The 17,100-nt window shown below is 37.2% G+C and carries 16 protein-coding genes; 4 read left to right on the top strand and 12 right to left on the bottom strand.

The features are described 5' to 3' along the window. The coding region (locus J576_RS19925; protein WP_033855746.1) for a transposase at nt 1-244 on the bottom strand (244 nt) is incomplete at its 3' end. A gap of 640 nt (nt 245-884) precedes the next feature. On the opposite strand from J576_RS19925, the gene J576_RS17310 reads away from it, so the two are divergent. Then, nucleotides 885-1,370, top strand: coding sequence for an Lrp/AsnC family transcriptional regulator (locus tag J576_RS17310; RefSeq protein ID WP_031944247.1), 486 nt, complete (start codon nt 885-887; stop codon nt 1,368-1,370). 28 nt (nt 1,371-1,398) lie between these two features. On the opposite strand, the gene J576_RS17305 is transcribed toward J576_RS17310, so the two are convergent. The 10 genes from J576_RS17305 to pepN form a co-directional block, all read right to left on the bottom strand. After that, nucleotides 1,399-1,956 carry a chorismate mutase gene (locus J576_RS17305; protein WP_002048987.1) on the bottom strand — a complete coding sequence of 186 codons (558 nt, stop codon included), beginning with the start codon at nt 1,954-1,956 and terminating at the stop codon, nt 1,399-1,401. Nucleotides 1,957-2,034: 78 nt separating this feature from the next. Beyond that, the gene (locus J576_RS17300) at nt 2,035-2,718 is read right to left on the bottom strand and encodes an SDR family NAD(P)-dependent oxidoreductase (protein ID WP_002049032.1); all 684 of its coding nucleotides are present in this window, start codon (nt 2,716-2,718) and stop codon (nt 2,035-2,037) included. Nucleotides 2,719-2,727: 9 nt separating this feature from the next. After that, complete coding sequence (locus tag J576_RS17295; protein WP_002049037.1) at nt 2,728-3,489, bottom strand: SDR family NAD(P)-dependent oxidoreductase; 762 nt, start codon at nt 3,487-3,489, stop codon at nt 2,728-2,730. Between the two features lie 7 nt (nt 3,490-3,496). After that, nucleotides 3,497-4,183 (bottom strand): glutathione S-transferase, encoded by a 687-nt coding sequence (locus J576_RS17290; RefSeq protein ID WP_002049028.1) that lies wholly within the window; start codon nt 4,181-4,183, stop codon nt 3,497-3,499. A 247-nt stretch (nt 4,184-4,430) separates the two neighbouring features. Then, complete coding sequence (locus J576_RS17285) at nt 4,431-5,303, bottom strand: DUF4882 family protein (RefSeq protein ID WP_025467732.1); 873 nt, start codon at nt 5,301-5,303, stop codon at nt 4,431-4,433. A 163-nt stretch (nt 5,304-5,466) separates the two neighbouring features. After that, nucleotides 5,467-6,489, bottom strand: coding sequence for a Csu type fimbrial protein (locus tag J576_RS17280; protein ID WP_002048984.1), 1,023 nt, complete (start codon nt 6,487-6,489; stop codon nt 5,467-5,469). After that, on the bottom strand, nt 6,480-8,939 hold the full coding sequence (locus J576_RS17275) for a fimbria/pilus outer membrane usher protein (protein ID WP_033855703.1): 2,460 nt from the start codon (nt 8,937-8,939) through the stop codon (nt 6,480-6,482). The genes J576_RS17280 and J576_RS17275 overlap by 10 nt, the downstream gene beginning before the upstream one ends. A gap of 9 nt (nt 8,940-8,948) precedes the next feature. Continuing rightward, the gene (locus J576_RS17270) at nt 8,949-9,653 is read right to left on the bottom strand and encodes a fimbrial biogenesis chaperone (protein ID WP_002048998.1); all 705 of its coding nucleotides are present in this window, start codon (nt 9,651-9,653) and stop codon (nt 8,949-8,951) included. Between the two features lie 74 nt (nt 9,654-9,727). After that, nucleotides 9,728-10,258 (bottom strand): Csu type fimbrial protein, encoded by a 531-nt coding sequence (locus tag J576_RS17265; protein ID WP_002049041.1) that lies wholly within the window; start codon nt 10,256-10,258, stop codon nt 9,728-9,730. A 567-nt stretch (nt 10,259-10,825) separates the two neighbouring features. Next, nucleotides 10,826-13,432: an aminopeptidase N gene (gene pepN / locus J576_RS17260; RefSeq protein ID WP_002049005.1), complete on the bottom strand. Its 2,607-nt coding sequence runs from the start codon at nt 13,430-13,432 to the stop codon at nt 10,826-10,828. A 319-nt stretch (nt 13,433-13,751) separates the two neighbouring features. Here pepN and J576_RS17255 point away from each other — a divergent pair, with 319 nt between their 5' ends. From J576_RS17255 to thiM, 3 genes are all read left to right on the top strand, one after another. Further along, nucleotides 13,752-14,009: a hypothetical protein gene (locus tag J576_RS17255; protein ID WP_002049016.1), complete on the top strand. Its 258-nt coding sequence runs from the start codon at nt 13,752-13,754 to the stop codon at nt 14,007-14,009. Nucleotides 14,010-14,160: 151 nt separating this feature from the next. Then, a complete protein-coding gene (locus J576_RS17250; RefSeq protein WP_033855702.1) occupies nt 14,161-15,318 on the top strand; it encodes a hypothetical protein in 1,158 nt (385 codons plus the stop codon). Nucleotides 15,319-15,351: 33 nt separating this feature from the next. After that, nucleotides 15,352-16,179: a hydroxyethylthiazole kinase gene (gene thiM, locus J576_RS17245; protein ID WP_002049010.1), complete on the top strand. Its 828-nt coding sequence runs from the start codon at nt 15,352-15,354 to the stop codon at nt 16,177-16,179. Nucleotides 16,180-16,207: 28 nt separating this feature from the next. Here the strand turns inward: thiM and J576_RS17240 are convergent, their stop codons facing one another. Next, complete coding sequence (locus J576_RS17240; protein ID WP_002049007.1) at nt 16,208-17,059, bottom strand: AraC family transcriptional regulator; 852 nt, start codon at nt 17,057-17,059, stop codon at nt 16,208-16,210. Nucleotides 17,060-17,100: the final 41 nt, after the last annotated feature.

Here is a 17,100-nt window from a genome sequence, read left to right as displayed (position 1 = left end):
TAATCAGACTTTGAACAAAACCTGTGACCATACGTAAAGAGAGTCTGAATAAAGATTTGATCATTAAACAGCATTGAATAGCGGTGTCAGAGTAAGTTTGATTTCGACCATGCTTGCCTTGTGATTGTGCATACCACTGGGTCTTTGGATCGAACCAAATGGCAATATTCCCACGATTAATGAGAGCTCGGTTATATGCGGGCCAATTGGTTGTGCGGTAGATTTTTTGTGTAGGCTTCTTCATTTGAAAATTATATTGCTGAAGAAGCCCTTAAGAACAGCTTTGTGCAACAAAGCCAGTGTCTATTAATAATAAGAAAGTTAGCTAAATCCTCTTATCTTTTGAATATTTCATCACCTTATTAAAATTATGGGATTAGTTTTATATGCACTTATAATGATTAAATTAAAATTTTGATGTAAATTTTAATAACATACGTTATATTTTTTTAATGAATGAGATTATAAAACCATATAAGAATAATAGTAAAATAAAAATGAGAATTAACTTCATTAAATCGATAGATTTAGTTTATGAGAGTACCTAACAAATGTTTAAATAAATTTGTCAAATATAAAACTAAGCAGCAGATAGAGATAATTTCTTTTAGTGACTTTTCTTCAACTATAAAAGCAGTTTTCGAATCAAAAATTTCTAATATTTAATTTTTTATAAGATCCGCAAAGAGCACTGTTTAGTCACCCTTACTGAAACAGTGCTCTTTGCTTCATCACAACTCCTATCCAGTAGAGTTCGATGCATAGAAATAGTGTATGGCTGTGTCACTCAAAATGTTTACTGTATTTTCAGTTTTTTTAAATGATCTCAGCATAAAAATCACGTATATTAAAAATTAACAGAAGAATCTTCTTTGGTTTATATTTTGAACAGCACAGAATACACACTAGATCGCATAGATCGGAAAATATTATCTGCCCTTCGTGGAAATGGACGCTTAACGGTTGCGCAGCTCGCCGAAGAAGTTGGGCTTTCATCTTCACCCTGCTGGACTCGACTCAAACGTTTAGAAAGTCTAAAAATTATTGAAGGCTATACAGTAAACGTAAACCCAAAAGCGATTGGTATTCACGAGTTGTTCTTTATTGAAATTACGCTAGAACGACACGATGACGAAATGCTAGAAAACTTTAGTGAGGCTTTGGCAGACATTCCCGAAGTAGTCGAGGCTCATTTAGTTACTGGTGATTATGATTACTTGGTAAAAGTGGCCGTAAAAGATGCCGAACATTACGAACGGTTTTTACGTAAAAAGCTGTATTCGATTAAAGGTATTCGGCATACGCGTTCAACCTTTGCCTTACGACCACTTAAATCTGCCAATACTGCCGACTTAATGTTAATTGAGTGATTTACTTATATAGACAGCTTTGGGTGTTTCATTGTTTTAATTTGATTTTATTTAATGTTACACATAAAGCTTTCTTGTCAGCTTCTTTAAGTTGAGGGTGCTGAACTGGCCACATATAGCTACAGCCATGAGGCGCCTTGTTATTATTTTTCTTGAGTTCATAGGCAATATTTTTTAGAAGCTCCGTATTTAAAGAACTAATTTTTAAACGCACTTCGCTTAAGTCTTGAGGCTTCCAGTTGGTTTCAGGGCTAGACAACCAATCTGCTCTATATCGGTACTGAATAGCTTTCGCTACATTCATTTGTGTCACTATAAACGGCTTTACTGTTTCGCTGTTCAGTCCAAAAGAGTCGGCTTCAGAAAGTGATTGGTCGAGTACTTTCTTTTCTTGTGTTAAAACTTCAATCGGTAAATGCTGCTCTGCTTTATAGCCTGCGACATCTTTCATATAAGATAAACGTTCGTTAATTAAACGTGCTGTTTGCTCATATTGATAAGCTTGTGCCAGTGAAGAAAAGCACATCAAAGCTGCCACTGTAGTCGCTACCTTAACCGTTTGTTGAGCATTCTTAATATTTAACATTTGAGTACCTACCGAAATTATTGTTGTGCTGTCATTCCAAAGCAGTACTCTATTTTAAGAACACTCGAAAGTAAAATCTCACGATACGTTGAGCTCTTGGCTCCATGCAGAATCAGATTGGTGATAGATGTGCTGACACACTTGTTTAACAGATGAAATAAAGTGCGGGTTTTGTCCATCCCATTTTTCTACCATGCAATACGTGACATGTATACCTTTGGGCTGAAATTCTCTTGCCAACGACTGCGATAACGCTCGAATACTCGCAAACATACTTTGGCTTAATACATCGTGGTGAGCAGAATGATGAGATGGCGCTCCAAGAAAAATAACTGTACCCCGCTGCTGCTTTAACATGGGTTTAAGTACTAACTGCGACATGCTCACAGCACTTAAACCTGTGGTCTGCCAACTGTGCTCAATTTCTTCTAAAGATAAAGATTCAATATTTGGCGCAGATGAAAAATTTGGCTGAAACACGCATAACTCAATGGTATGACGATGCTCTGTTATATATTTCAGCAGATTTTTTAAATGCTTAGTTTTTATCAAGTTTAAGCGGACACTTGTCATGCCATCATTTACGAAACTTACTTGTATGTTCTGAACAGTAGAATCATGTATGACTTGATAAACATGTAATGGAGCTTGATGGTTTTTATCTAAAATTACAAAGTCATGGCCCAGTAGGTCTATATCATGACCAGCAACCACTACACAGCCCTGCTTTTTTTGAAACTTCTGAAATATTGTTTTTAGCATATAAGTCTCTCAAAATTTTTCTTGGTATGGGCGTAAATCTAACTCATGTGTCCAAAGTTCAGGGCTTTGCAGGTAGAGCATCCAATAGTTTTCTACTATTGCATCAAGATTAAGCCCGCCTGTTCCACGTGTAAGACGCGCCAAACGGCCTAGCCCAAATAAAGCTTTATTAATTCTGTCACCATTTACCATTCCATCAATAATGACATGAGCAATATGAATGCCTTGTGTTTTATAAATTTGAGCTAGATTTAATGCATAAGCTCGCAATGCAGATTTACCCATCGTAAAAGCAGCAAAAAAGGGTTTGCCGCGCAAAGAGGCACTCGCTCCAGTAAAAATAAGCGTACCGTGTTTTTGCTCTTTAAAAATTTTTAGACAGCTTTGAGAAACCAAATAAGCTGATAAAAATGTGGATTGCCACATATCATTAAAAAACGATAGCGGGCTACGTAAAAAAATTGAGGGTATATTCCCCCCAACATTATGAATAACAGCGGTAATACGCTCGTTTTGACTAGTAATGGTGTCAAATAAGGCTTGTACTTGATGTATATCTTCAGCATCTAAACGAAATGCGACAGCTTCACCTGCATTTGCATGGATTTCAGCAGCCACTGCTTCAATTTTCTGGAAAGTTCGCCCAGCAACGTAAACTTTTAATCCTTCTTTTGCAAAACGATGACAAACGGCTGCTCCGATCCCCTGTGAAGCCCCGACACCAATAACAACTGCACAATCTCGTGTTTTATTCGGTGGTTCTAATGACATAGCCGGTTCACCCTGTTTGTTTTTTATACCATAAAGCAATAAACGGACGATTCAAAATTTCTTTACTAAACTTTTTGCTTGTTCGAACCACCTCACCGAGTTGGGCAACTACGGCAATGTCTGCTATCGTCTGTTTATCTCCAACCAACCATTCACTTTGTGATAACACCTGCTCAATACGGTCTAAATGTTTTAAAAACTCTGCTTCTACATTTTCAGCTTTCATTCGGCCCAAACCCTGAAAGAAAAGTTGTGTTTTTAATTCGGCTAAAATAAAAGCTTTTACCATTGGCTTTTCATAAGCTGGGCGACCAATGCTACTAATACGGATTGCTTCTTCTAACGCTTCCGAGTCATTTACCCTTAAATACACCTCATAAAAATAAAGAGACTCATCTGCCCAGTCTTCCCACAGTTCGGCAAGTGCTTTTTGATTTGGATCTTCGGGATAAAGTCGCGGTGTATCTGGATAGGCTTCATCTAAATAACGAGCAATACGGGTACTGTCTTGTATACGTTGCCCTTTATCATCTATAACGGGCACTTTCCCTACTTTACTCAGCAAAGGAACTTTGGCACCAAGAATGCCGTTATAGTTTACTGTATCAAATGGTATACCCTTAAATTTCAAAGCCCTTGAAATTTTTTGACAAAATGGAGAAATTTCCCACTGATGCAAAATAATATCCGACATTTATTCACCTTTATTTTTTAATTGCCTGTTTTACTTGCCAGTTCTTTTTTGGAACTAATAAACAAATATACAGAATACTTTTTTAAGTCAAACCATTTTTGATGACGGTCAAGTTTCGAATACTAAGAATTATTTAATTTTTTATTATGATTAAAAGAGCTGTGAGTATTTACGTTATCTTTTAATTTATAGATTTTGCAAAGCTATGTACCCTAAAAAACTAAGATACATAGCCTTGATATTTTTCTTATAAAGCATCACCACAAATATCTTTTGCCCCTGTTGGGTAAGTAAACTGCATTTTTGATTTATCTGTAACCAATTGAAGACCTACTGTTTTACCAGTTAAGGCCGAGTTAGCGAAATGATCTTGGTTAATTGCTCCCATAAAACTTATATATTTTAATTTATTTTCCATCGTAAGGTTCAAGTAGCCATAATTCACACCATTAATAATATAGCCAACCTGTTTAGTATTTTGATTTACATAAATACCTACTCTAACTTTTCCATCTGCTGGAACTTCTACTGGATTATTAGTTCTATTGGCACTTAAATATGTTAAATGACCATTCCCATCAGATTTATATGTAGCGCCTAAAGAAGCAATTGCATCTCCATTTAGTACACCAGAATAATTATTACCTTTTGCAAACATTAAATTTAGTGTTAATTCCACTTTAGACTCTGAAGACCCAGTAATAATAAAACCATACTCATACATCTGAGAATTATTGCCAAGGTTAACCTTTAAGTTATTCACATCAAAAATAAACTCCTGAGCAAATATATCTGAACTACCAATAGCTTTATCTACAATAACAACGTTGTCTGGTGTATCAGATGGATACTGGGTTTTAAACTGAATATATTTTTTAGAAGTGAACAATGAATCAACGTTTTTATTTGAGTAATATTGTATAACATCATAACCTGACTGATTTGCAATATTTAAATTAGCAACTGGCTCCGCATAACGATAACTAGCTGCATGAGCTGAATTTGCTACTTCAAAAGCCTTTATATCTTGCTGATTCGCATCAAAGCTATAGGTACACTCAGCAAAAGAGTTATTCATACCCGAGATACCTATTATTGTTGCTAAAATTATCTTTTTCACGTCATTATCCTTTTTTATATTTGAACGTTTAGTATATATAAATACATAAATAATTTAACTAAATCCGACAAATGGAATACTTATCATTTCCTAATAATTAAAAAAACTAAATCTTATAATTAATCAAGCACTACCTCTTTTAAAGAAATAGTGCCTGAAATAATTAATAAGTCACTGTAACCACAACATTATCGGAGTAACTACCGGGTCTACTTGCAATCGTAGTACCTTGCGGAATTTTTCCATAAACTGTTGTGGTTTGAGCATTACCTGTTCCAGTACCAGACACTCCACCTGCGCCACCAATACTAGATATTCCACCCGTAGCATCCCACACCGAACTATAAGCAGCATCTTTATATAACTGATAGGGAATAAACTCATTATTACTATTGGCCATACGCCTGAATCCTCCGCTTATACGGTTATTGCCATCCCCCAAATAAATCGTATAAGGCGTTCCATAGTTACATGTCGTATTTACAGCACCTTGTGTTGTGTAATCACGACTAGCCGTGCCAATATCGTTAATATTGCCAAAATCTACATTCGAGGTTGAGTTTAATTGGCAAAGTGTCGGCACTACAAAATTTGCTGTTAAAATTACACTTCCAGAGTCCCAGCTGAGTAAATCACCTAAACATAACACTGATAGAAGATCCATATCCCAAAATAGTTGAACTGTAGCTGTATATGTTCCTTGAGGATAAGCAATTAGTGATCCTGTACGTGCGGGTACCTTCACATTTACCGAATAGCTAAGAACATTGTTTGAAGCGATAGTTACCACTGGACCATACCAAACATTGGAGGTTTGGTTGGTGGTAGAAGAACCTGCTCCACCTACAGTTGCAGTAACCGTATAGGGTAAGGTCACGTTATTATTCGCAGTGGTTGCTCCTGTAAATACGGTCTTCATACACATAAACGGAGAGATCTGAGGTATTATCCCTCCATTCGTACAAGTAATTGTTCCTGAAAAGTTTACCGTTGCATCACTATTAATATTTGCTGCCGTGTAGGTAAACGTATTATTGGTCGTTCCAGCTACCGTACAAGCAGCATGTGACGGACTAAAAAATGCATAAATGATATAAAATAAGCAAATACCTATAAAATATTTTAAAGACAATGAAAATTTTTTATAGCTCTCTCTTTGAGCCTTATTAATACTATTTACTGACATATATAAGGTCCCAATTTTTTAGTTGAGTACTGATTACTGTTATAAGTGAAGTTAACCTGGCATGAACCATGATCGAGAAGATCTACTTCAAGTTTGTTTTGTTGTAATAGGTTGGGAACAAATACTTCGCCATCGTAGCCCACTACAGCCTCTTGTTGCCCATTAATTCGAACGCTATAACCCGGTAATAATGGTGAATTGTTTTTATCAACGACTCTCACTAAGCCTGAAACGACCTGATGTGCACCAAAGTCAACTAAGGTTCCTTGGCGGTAACCTACTACTGTTTTTTGATCTGTAGATTTAACATTCCAATTTAAAGGAAGATATGATGGATCTAAATAAATATGGTTCTCTCTATAGGGCATGAGGCTTGGAATCAGAAATCTTCCAGACTTATCAGTTGTTCCTAGATTTATCCCACCATTAATAATCTGGCTTTGCGGTCCGGCATTGGTAACAACAGCATAACCATCCCCTATTTCATTGGCCGCAAATATACGTCCTGCCGCCGCAACCAACGATCCTGTCGCTGAAAGTGCAACCTGGTCATTATCCCCAATTCGGTTATAACGACCTGTCAGATACGCAGCCCTTGCTCGGTACGAACCATAGATCGATGCATTATTGTTATGTGCATCCTGATCTCGCTCAACATATCCGCCCCATCCAAATGAATCAATTTGTGGTTCCGATAGAACAAATACTTCTTGTCGATAAGTCAATCTGCCACTATCACTAGATACACTAGAAATAGCATTCACTCTGGTAGATGGCGTATAGCGCAGGGCAAAGTAAATGCCATAGTCCTTATGGTTTTCATAATCTTTATAAGCTGAACTATAAAAACCCCAGTTCTTGTTCAGACTTCCGCTTAAGTTAGCAGACAGTAACTTATACGAGTTATCACTATATTTAATTTGGTTGTAGCCGACATAAACGCTATAGCCCGCATAAAAGTTATAGTTAATCCCTGCCCTAATAATCTCATCTGCCAGTGCACTGTAGCTCAGATAATTCTGTGGCTCAGAAGTAATCTGGTTTTCTTTTAAATATCGAATTTGAGACACACGGGCCAAGTCAAAGTAGTTATCAAATACTTTGCGGTAGCTGGTATTAAATGAAATATTCTTGCTAATACGGCCTTCTAAACCAACTAAGGCAGAATAACCGTTCTCATCCTTATACTGGCTTGCTGCAATGTCGGCATTAATCACTCCAACACCAAAAACATTCTTGGCAAAACCTGTGCCTAGATTCGACAGGCCATCTGTTGAAGCTTCTACACCACCACTTAAAGTCAGTGAGTTGCTATAACCATAACGAATCGCGCCCGAAGCAAAGGTGGCATCATCATAATCGTTTGAGTACAGCCCATAGTTGTAGCGTGGAACCCCAACATCGACTGAAAACTCATTGATGCCTTTTGCCAGAATCTTCGATGAAAAGTAATAAGGTTTTTTGGTAATGCTTTGCTGACCTGTGGCATCGGTGGTCACCAGTGTGACTTCATTTCCTGAAATAAACGGCAGCTGCTTAATGTCAAATGGGCCTGAAGGAACAAGGCCTGAATAAATCTTTTGTTGGTTAACATATAAGTCCAGTGTAGAAGGCAGCGCCGCTGAACCGGAAAATTGCGGCAACGCCGAGGTAACAATATCACCACGCTGGGTATAGGCACTCGACCACTGGAAGCCGGCAAGACGAACACTACTGCCCCAGTCAGAACTGTTGGAAACAAAGTCACCTAGGGTATATATCCTGACTTTTTCAGGGTCTACATATTGCCATTTACTTTCCAGACGCACCCACTTCTCATGGCTATAGCTCGTTTCATTACTACCGTTATATAAAACGCCTGATGAAAAGTTACCGAGTGCGCTATTAAAAATACCTTCAGCTGAACCAGAGAAAACACTCTCATCATTGGTTATGGTGTGGTACAGGCTATAGTTCAGGATTGCAGCATTTAAGGGTTTCATTTTTAGCAAACCAGAACTAGTAGTTTGCTGACCACTTAACTCAACTGAGTAACCAGTTAACATGCTCGAAGGAACTTGTAAGTTCAGAGACTGCTCATTTTCCAGATATTTAAACTGGATTCCCTTAAGTTCATTAATACATACCCATTGACTATCTGGAATATGCTCATCCATTTTCACTCTTAGCGTTTTTAAGTCACCAGAACGAATATATAACTTTCCGTCCTTAGATTGTTTTACGGAAAACAAATCTTCTGAAGGATTAGAGTTAATAGAAATATTTAAAAATAACTGAATAAAATTAAGATTTTGCTCCTGTCCATTTATCTTTTCCTGCGTATATTTATTATTGCCATCTATAGATTCAGGAACACTTGGAATCAAAGTATTCGTATGATCTACTAATTGTTCAGCAAATGAATGCGCTGGAAAGTACGCAACACATAAGACACCTATAATATATTTCATATAAGCCTCTTAAAGTGTGGTTTTCTTACCATTTACTGTCAGAGAAATACTATATTTATGATTTGGCTGATATGTAAAATTATTAATTGAATAACTTTTTGCTTGCTTTGCAAGAATATAGCCATTCACTGTATTTACCTTAATCGGATAACTCTTATTCTCTGTGTTATCTACAAGCGTTAAATCATTTAACAGTGCATGTCGATTCCCAACATTATTAATATTTAGGGAAGGTTCTTTTTGATGAGTATCAATTTTCCAATTTAGTTGAGTAATCGCATCTTTATTGACAACAAATACAGGTAATGACGAACGAAGCAATACATTTACACCTTGAGAAGCTTTTCGGCTATCAACAGGTTTGGGTAATTCATCAATAATAATACGGTAAGTTTTTTCACCAGAAATCGGCTCTGGATTAATTCTAACTACCCGTAAATTATAAGACTCATTAGGCTTTAGCTTTAAAAAAGGTGGGCTAATGTTGATTTCATCTGTAGGCGTTAATTGATCTTGCCCATTATTTTGAGTCCATTCAAATATACGTACCTGTAAATCAGCACTTTCATTTGACTGATTATATAAACTAATTGAAGATGCTTTCTGATGGCTTAAAATTTCCACTGTTACTGGTGAAAGACGGATTGTAGCTGCGTTAATAATGGTAGATAAAGATAAGAATAATCCCGTAATAATAAAAATATTTTTTTTCATGTTTTACTCAAATATATATCTTTTAATATATTAGCCCTTTCAAAAGGGCTAACAGTTTTTCTAATTTATACGAATTAATAAGTTACCGTTATTGTCACCGTATCAACATAGCTACCCGCACTTGGCAACGCTGAGCCAGCAGGAATACGGCCATATACGTTTACTGTTTGTACCGCACCACTCCCTGTACCACTATAAGCTGTTGTTGCTATACCAATTGCGGTAGCATGGCCTGTGTCAGAGAAAAGGTTATAAGGAATATATTCGTTACTTGTTGCCCCACCAATCATACGTCGTTGGGTTGTTTGAGCATTTTTACCGCCATCAAAAGACAAGGTCCAAGGTACAGTATTGTTACAAAGAACTTTGATTGAGGTACCTCCAGTTGTTGTGGTATCAGCATCTACGTTGCTAGCAAGTGAACTTAAAGTACCAAAGTCCAAAACCGCATTTGTTGTGGTACCTGTTGCAGAGGTATTCAGGACACAACTATTTGTTACTGTCGCCTTAACAGTTAATGTCCCCGTTGCTGTAGCGGCGTTTGCTGCATTAAAAGAAAATAATCCTACAGCTATTACCGATAAATAAAAAAAAGTCTTTTTCATGGCCAAAACCTTTTAAACTAAATTGTCTAATTAATAGATATAAAAAAATTAACTCTTATCCTTACAATCATTTTTTATTTGACTGCTCTTTTAAAGCTTATTTTTTATCCTATTTTAAACATCATACATAAAAATAATTAAAATGCATGAGCTTGATTTAACTTTTATTTCTATTCAATAAAATAAAGTTACATAAAGAAACATTGTGAACACAATAATTAACAATTTAAATTTTAACTGATTGGTTTAAATACTATTTAAAAAATACATAAAAAATTTATACGTTAAATTTTAAATAAATATTTCAGAAATTTATTTATTTTAGATAATAATTTGTGAGAAACACACTACCTTATTTCATTTTTAGGCTAAAAATTTTAGCTATTTTATTTTCAACTCATCAAAAGATATATTTAAAATAAATCATTAACTGCTTTAGCTTATTAATTAATTATGAAAATATAAAATTTCAATTTTTATAATAATCAATTTTAACTAATCGATATTATTAAATTTATATAAAAACAAAGGCCTCTAAAGAGACCTTTATTAAGCATATTTAAATAATTAAACGCTTAGCATACTATTTAAAGTTTCAGAAACGTTTTTAGATTTCACTTTAGGCTGCAATGCCTGTAAAGCTTGCTGTACTTGGGTACGCTGAGGCTCTGCAAGTGTGTACCAACGTGACAATACCTGTAATAGGCGTGACCCTAAAATCGGGTTCTTCTCATCAAGATATTGTGCAAGATTAATAAAGTGCGCTACACCAAAGCCCCAAGTATTTTCAGGGTTATTTGACAAGCCCCCACTTACGGCGCGAATACGGTTTGGCGTCGTGAGGTCATAATCAGGATGTTGAGTGAGATATTCAATCGTCTCAACAGTGGCATTTGGATTTGCTGCCTGAATCATAAACCATTGGTCTAAAGACAATGCTTCATCTTTAAAGCGGTCATAGAAATCAGTTAGGGCATCTTGAGCTTGAGGTGCATTTTGCCAAACCAATACACGTAACGCACCTAAACGTTCAGACATATTGCCTGTGTTTTGGTATTGCACATGTGCTAATTCAAATGCAGTTTGGTCGCCCTGACGAGCCATCATCATGAGCATGATATTTTTTAATGCACGTACACCCATCGCTAAAGAAAATTCTTTTTGCTGGTCTGGGTCAAGGGTAAGGTAAGTATCTTTCCAGAATGAACCTAACTCTTGTGCTAAACGATTCAACAAGGCTTCACGTTTTACATGAACATCGGCTGGTGCATAGTTCTGATCGATGCGACTACCCAAATAACCTTCACTTGGTACATCAAACAAACGTGATGCTAAAAGTGGGTCGCGGCCAACCAACTCAGGCAAAGTGCTCTGAATTGCTTGAATGTACGCATCGGCAGAATGGTCTTCTAACAAAATACGCTCAAGCAAGGTTTGAGTTGCTTGCCACTGGTTAAAACCATTCGTTTCGTGTTGAATTAAGAAAGCTAATTCTGCATCGGTATAGTCAAATACAAGATTTACAGGCGCAGAGAAATTACGGAGTAACGAAACAACTGGCTGTTCAGTCACACCTGTAAACTCAATGGTTGCCTCGTCTTGATCAAACAAGTACACCCCATCTTTAACATCGTTTACAAATAGGCTGTCACTGTGCAATGTATATTGTTCACCTGTTTTAGCATTAAATAGCGCTAAAGCCACAGGAATTGGAACAGCTTTTAAGTTTGGATATTTAGGATGTGCTTTTAGGCTTTGTTTAAAACTTAAACGGTAAGTTTGTGCTGCTGCATCGTACTCACCTTTCGCTTCAAGCTTTGGTGTACCTGGTTGGTTATACCAAGTTAAGAATGCAGATAAATCAACACCTGAACCCGCAGAGAGTGCAGCAACCCAGTCTTCAACAGTTACGGCTTGTCCATCATGACGGCGGAAATATTCATCCGTTCCCTGACGGAATTTTTCTTTACCCAGTAATGTCGACATCATGCGGTTAATTTCCGCACCTTTTTCATAAACAGTCGCTGTATAGAAGTTATTAATTTCTACAAAGTGATCTGGGCGTGGTGGGTGCGACAATGGACCTGCATCTTCTGGGAATTGATGCGATTTAAGAACAGCGACATCGTCAATACGTTGAACCGCAGCAGATTGTAAATCTTCCGAGAAAGACTGATCACGGAATACAGTTAGCCCCTCTTTTAAGCACAACTGGAACCAGTCACGGCAAGTAATACGGTTACCTGTCCAGTTATGGAAATATTCATGGGCAATCACAGACTGTACACGCATAATGGCTGCGTCAGTTGTATATTCTTCATCGGCAAGTACACATGAGGTATTAAAGATATTTAAACCTTTATTTTCCATTGCACCCATGTTGAACTGGCTCACCGCCACAATCATATAGTTGTCGAGATCATAAGCACGGCCGTAGTGTTCTTCATCCCAACGCATAGAATGCTTTAATGCTTCCATCGCGATATGGCATTTTGGAATATCTTTCTCAATCGCATAGATTTCTAAAGCGACATCACGCCCTTCTGAAGTGGTATAACGATCTTTAAGAACAGCTAAATCACCAATCACACAAGCAAACAAATAGCTTGGCTTTTTAGTCGGGTCTTGCCAGATCGCAAAGTGGCGGTTTTCACCAACTTCACCTGTTTCAAGCAAGTTACCGTTAGCAAGTAATACCGGATATTTTTTGTCTGCTTCTACACGTGTCGTAAAAACTGAAAGTACGTCTGGACGGTCTGGATAGAAGGTAATTTTACGGAAACCTTCAGGCTCATTTTGCGTTACAAATAAGTCACCAGCTTTATATAAACCTTCAAGCTGAGTATTGGTTTCAGGGTGAATAATAACTTGAGTTTGTAAAATGACTTCATCTGGTGCATCAGTGATCACCAGTTGTTCACTATCGAGTGAATATTGTGCAGGAGTAAGATCTTGGCCATTGAGCTGAATAGATTGCAACTCAAGATCACGGCCCAATAGCACCAAGTCTCCAGCAGTTTGACGCTTCATGACCAATGTTGAATCAACAATTGTTTTATCGTCATAGACTTGAATATCAAGATTAATTGATTCAACCAAGAACGCAGGTTTTTGATAATCTTTTAAATAAACTGTTTGATCTGCCTGAACTGGAGGCTGCGCCGCAATATTCATCTTTATTCCTTATATACTTTTCGGAAACCGTAGTACGAATTTTATGAATTTGATCATACACATTCATACATACTATGTTTGTTTACCTTTATAAAATTAATGGGACTTCATTTATACATTTCAAATTAGAATCGTCTTTTATTAGCACAGATTAGACCAAAATTACGATAATCGCTGCTTATATAATCAATCTATACAATAAAAATAAAACTCCTTTCGCTTTTAACATTTTTTAGGAGCTGCTTACATTTTGGGCATGGTTCTTGCCTTATCCAATATACCAGTATAAGTATTTCAATCAGAACAAGAGGAACTCACTATGGAATTAAAAACTTATTTACATCGTTTAGAAAACATTAAAGCGATTCATGATCTAGATGCAGCAGGACTCGACCATCATGTGATTGCTGTGTTCTTGTCTGCTGAAGGTATTTCAATGACTGCTCAGGAGGTAACTACTATCGTTAATACTTATGACGCCTTAGGTAAAGTGAAATTACCAAGTAAAAAAGTGCAGGCACTTATCAATGCCAAAAAACTTGGACAAAATGATGAGACCTTACCGTGCCCTGTTTAATCTTAACTTTTAACCGCTTATGAAAACCTAAAGTCAAAACAAAGACTTTAGGTTTTCTATTTTTGCACCAAACAAAAAGACAATCACAGCTATCGGCAATGCGGCTGTGTATAATAGGTCAGTCGTGATTGATTTAAACGCTCGGAGCAAAATGGCCTTACAAATTCTACAAAAACAGCTAGATGAAAGTAGCCATTGCCCTCTCTGCCAAGCGTCGATGTATTGGGTAGATGCCGAACAATTTGAGCAAGACGTTCAATTTCATGAATGTAGCCATTGCCAACATCGTGTATTTAAAGACACAAAAATGACGTGCCACTGTGACCAATGCACAAAACAAAGAAAGAAACTTTTACAGCAACCCCGCCTACAAGAACAACGCCAGTTTAAGTCAAAAGATCAGCCACAACGCAGTTTGGAACAACTGAGTTTTTTACATAAACTTTTTTTATTGAGCCTACTTGATGACTATGCTCGTGATGACGTTGCACATGACGAATACATTCACTGGGACCAGATAAAATATCAGCCGATTACCCCCAACTGGATGTTCCAAAGCCATCTGATTAAACAGCTTCATAAAGATGGGATTTTAAATGCACAGGATCAATCTGACGAACCACAATGCTTTTATTTAAACATTCGTTTAGATGGTTATAGTGACCCAAGCTTATTTAGTGTAGCCCAGCAGCTACGTCACTGGTTTTATGAAAACTTAAGTCTTGGTATTCCATTTCGTAGTGCCGATGAAGTGAAAGACGTCCTGTTTCAGGTGCTCTATCAAGAAATTATCCAGTTTATGCAGTTCTACTGCCGAACATGGGGTATTCAAATTGCAGGTAGCTCTAACTTTCAAACTTTTTGCTATCGTTTAATGGACTCACTGGCCATTGGGCAAATTTATTATCTTATTCAGACTGCACTTGAATACCTTTATAAACAAAAGGCGCTACAGCCACGTAATGAAAAGTTTATTAATACTAATTTATTAAAGAAAACTTTAGAGCAATATCGGGAAAGAGCCTTGGCAGAAAAGTGGGAAACTTCGATGTTGCCACGCCCGTACAATATTCCTTACAGTAAAATGAGCCACATATTGTTTAACCGCTTTTTAGGTTATGACGAACAGATTTTTGTACAACCTGTATGGAAAGCATGGCGAAAAATTGAACCTCGGTTAAACTTTTATTCGGTTAAACGCTGTATGTACTGTGGTTCAAATGATCTAAGTGTTGATTATGATGCAGCAGATTATGTGTCGTTGATTTGCCAAAACTGTAAACATCAAGATCACTATTTTACCCGTTAAATTTCTTATCTCTGGCTTAATAAGGATTATCAGATGACTTCGACATCCAACCTCATTGAACAGGTGATTGAAGCTTGGCAAAACATGCAGGCAAAAACGCCTCTTGTGCAATGTATTACCAACAGCGTTGCTGCCAACTATACAGCCAATGTATTACTCGCTTCCGGTGCTTCACCTGCCATGATTGATAATCCTTATGAAGCAGAAAGCTTTACCAGAATTTCATCGGCTTTAAGCATTAATTTGGGTACACCGACTTCAGAGCAAATGCAAGCCATGCAAATCTCTGCCAAGACCGCACAGCTTAATGAAGTACCGTGGGTACTCGATCCGGTGGGCTACGGACCAATTTTAACTTGGCGCAGTCAAATGACAGACGAGCTTTTGCAGTTCAAGCCAAACGTTATACGTGGTAATGCCTCAGAAATTAGCACGCTTGCAGGCAATCAGGTTCAATCAAAAGGTGTAGACAGCACTTTAAGCAGTGACCAAGCTTATCAACAAGCTTTTTCACTGTTAACGCATACAAGCTGTATCGCTATTTCAGGTGAATCAGATTACATTTTGTCTAAAGAAATAGATGCTGTGATTCAAGTAAATGGTGGAAGCCCCTTACAACCCAAAATTACCGCAACTGGCTGCGCTTTGGGTGCATTAATTGCAGCCTATAGCGCTGTGACGACACCCACTATTGCAGCTCTTTCAGCTCATATTCATTTTGCAATTGCAGGTAAACTTGCTGCAAATCAAGCACAAACGATGGGTAGTTTTAGTAGCATATTTATGGATTATATCCATATGCTAGATGACAATCTGATTGAGCAATATGCAGATATCAAACTTTTAAATAAACAGGCATAACCTAAGTTATGCCTGAATGACACTAGACTCACTTTAAAAGTAAGTAGATATCTGTCACAAGGTCACATTCATTCACATCATGCACAAAGTTATGATAGTGAAAGAAAATCGGATAATCCCCTGCCTCTTCTGGTTGCTCAGGTAACCAGTTTCTAAAGATGTAATAGACGCTATCTTTAATCTGGTCATGGCTACCCAAATGTCTTACGGTTGCATAACGCCCCGCAGGAATTTCACCTGTCTGTACACCGTAAGTATTTTCAGGTACAGCCTTTTCAATTGAACCGGCAATATCAAATCGAAACTCATCAGATGGAGTCTGTTCAGGGTCAGCAAAAGGAATACCATAAGTTCTAGACTTGGTCACTGGTGACAAACCTGTTTCTTTGCGCCAAGCAATAAAACGTGCAGCCGTTTCAAAGAATTTATCAGGGCTTCCTAAATGCGATAAATACGCAATCTTTTCAGCAGGTCGCTCAACAATATTTACATTCATTTTTAACTCACTTTTCGGAATCGTAAAAACAAACTTCTGATGCCAAGATTCCCAGTCCGGTTTATCTCTAAAAGCTCGAGGAGTTTGATCAAATGAACGCTTAAATGCACGAGTAAATGCCTCTGGACTATCAAACCCTGCTTGTAATGCAATCTCAATAATCTTGAGATCAGGTTCAAAAGCCAATTGAAATGAGGCCCGCTTTAAACGAGAAAGTTGAATAAACTTCATCACATTTAAACCAATATGAATGGCAAAAATGCGATGAAAATGGAACTTAGATAAAGCAGCGATCTGGCTCAATCGATCAACATCTAGGTCTTCATCTAGATGTCTTTGAATATAATCGCAAACCAGTTGCAGCTTTTGTGTATATACAGCCATACATTCATGTCTGTTCATTCGATAGCACTACTTTTACATAG

It is taken from the genome of Acinetobacter sp. 766875 (genome assembly GCF_000582055.1).
Taxonomy (GTDB): Bacteria; Pseudomonadota; Gammaproteobacteria; order Pseudomonadales; family Moraxellaceae; genus Acinetobacter; species Acinetobacter nosocomialis.
The sequence above is the reverse complement of the archived record's forward strand: the minus strand, read 5'-3'. Positions and strand labels throughout refer to the sequence as shown.